This is a genomic window from Streptomyces sp. HSW2009, assembly GCF_040240285.1.
In the GTDB taxonomy this organism is placed as follows: domain Bacteria; phylum Actinomycetota; class Actinomycetes; order Streptomycetales; family Streptomycetaceae; genus Streptomyces.
Genome location: NZ_JBEHZD010000926.1, coordinates 1 through 1,780, shown reverse-complemented (window position 1 = coordinate 1,780; position 1,780 = coordinate 1). Strand labels below are relative to the sequence as shown.

The 1,780-nt window shown below is 74.5% G+C and carries 1 protein-coding gene; it reads right to left on the bottom strand.

Annotated features, from left to right (window positions below):
• Nucleotides 1–1,322 (bottom strand): SMI1/KNR4 family protein (locus AAHZ94_RS33600; RefSeq protein WP_349997482.1); only part of this gene is annotated, 1,322 nt, incomplete at its 3' end.
• Nucleotides 1,323–1,780 lie beyond the last annotated feature (458 nt).

Here is a 1,780-nt window from a genome sequence, read left to right as displayed (position 1 = left end):
CAGCCGCACGGGCTGAACTGGTGCCGAGTGGTTGACGCGCCGGGGGGGGGGCCAACCGGTGGGGGGGCCCCCCCCCCCGCCCCCCCCGCGGCGGGGGGCCCCCCCCCCCCGGGGGGGGGGGGCCCGAGGAGCTGCCGGCGGCGCTCCGGGGTGAGCAGGGGGCCGAGCAGCGGATCGGCGAGCAGTCCGACCGGCGCCAGGTGCCGGTCGTCGTAGGGCTCCCAGTCCGGGAGCGCCGCGGCGATGGTGCGCCACGCCTCCTCCGCACCACCCCACCGCGCCGGTTCGCGCGCGGTGGCCACGGCCGCCCCGAAGGGCCCGGGCGCCTCGTACCTGAAGGTGTGGGCGGCGATCTCGGCGAACAGCGTCGCCACCCGCCCCCGGTCCGCCTCCGCGTGCAGCGCTACGAGCGCCGTCTCGTCCCGGGCCATCCGCATCTGCTGCACGGTGATCAGCGGCAGCAACTCGCCCGCGTACCACGGGTCGGTGAGCCGTCGCTCGCTCGGGTACTGCACCAGCGCGTGGCCGAGTAGCAGTTCGAACTGGGTGGCCAGGGCGTGGGTCCTGGCCCCGCCGTACGCGCGGGCGTCGCGCAGGGTCGCCCGCGGGCCCTCGACCGCACCGGCGAGCGCGTCCTGCCGGGCCCGCTCCACCGCCGCGGCCACCTCCCGGAGGGTGGGCGTGACGAAGTCGGGGTGGTTGTCGCCGTGGTCGCAGTACAGCGCGCGGAACATGTGCTGCATGAACGCGGCGAAGGACGGATACCGCTCGACGTCCCCGCCCAGCAGCGCCTTGTGCACGTACACCGCCCACTCGCCGTCGGCCGACACGTCGCCCGGGTCGAGCAGCACATCGACCCCGTCCGCATCGGCGGCGAGTTGCAGCGACCGCCCCCACATGCCGGCCAGCAGCACCTCCTGCCAGTCGGAGTCCTCGGTGAGCTCCGCCTCGTAGACCTCCCGCAGCCCCGACGGGTCGCCGTGCAGCGCGACCTCGTCCGCGGCGGCCAGCCGGTGGACCGACCTCGTGGCGTGCAGCCAGCCGTCGGTGACCGCGAGGAACGAGCGGTACGAGGGCGGCAGCCGGAGGCCGATCCTTCGCTCCAGCGCGGCGATCCGCGCCTCGCCGGCCGGCTCGAAGCCCAACCAGCCGGCCCGGGACCGCTCTTCGGACTCCTCGCCCGTGCCCTCGCCCAGGCTCTCGTACAGGTCCCCTTCGAGGTCCCCATCGACGTCCCCGTCCAGGTCCTCGTACGCCGCCACGGCCATCCGGTCGGCGCTCCAACGCTCAAGGAAAAGCCGCCACTCGAAGTTCTGCGTCATGCCGATCACTCTGCCAGCGACCACTGACAATCGGTCATCAACGCAGGTCAAGTGGCCTATGGCAGGACCTTGTCGACCCGTGGGCCGGTAGTCGTCGACGCCGCGCCCGGCGCCGACGGCAGCGGTGGTGGCCGGTACGACGGCAGCGGTGGCAGCACGACGGCACCGGCAGGGGAAGGCCGGCCGGGGAAGGCAGGGTGTCCGGGGAGGCCGCCGGCACGCTGGAGCGGCCGGCTCCCGCGGCGTGAGGGCGTGCGTCCGCGACGTACGGCACGCGACGTACGGCGTGTGGCGGGTCACAGCCGACGTGACTCCGTGGAATCCGCCAACTCCCTTACCCGTCAGTAGAGTTGTGAGGGCGGAGCCGGCGGGCCGGTGGCGCGCTCGCCTCGCGCGGGCGCCCGGTCGGTTATTCACATCTGCCGCAGGCGCCCCTAACCCGTGTGTAGAAGTCGGTG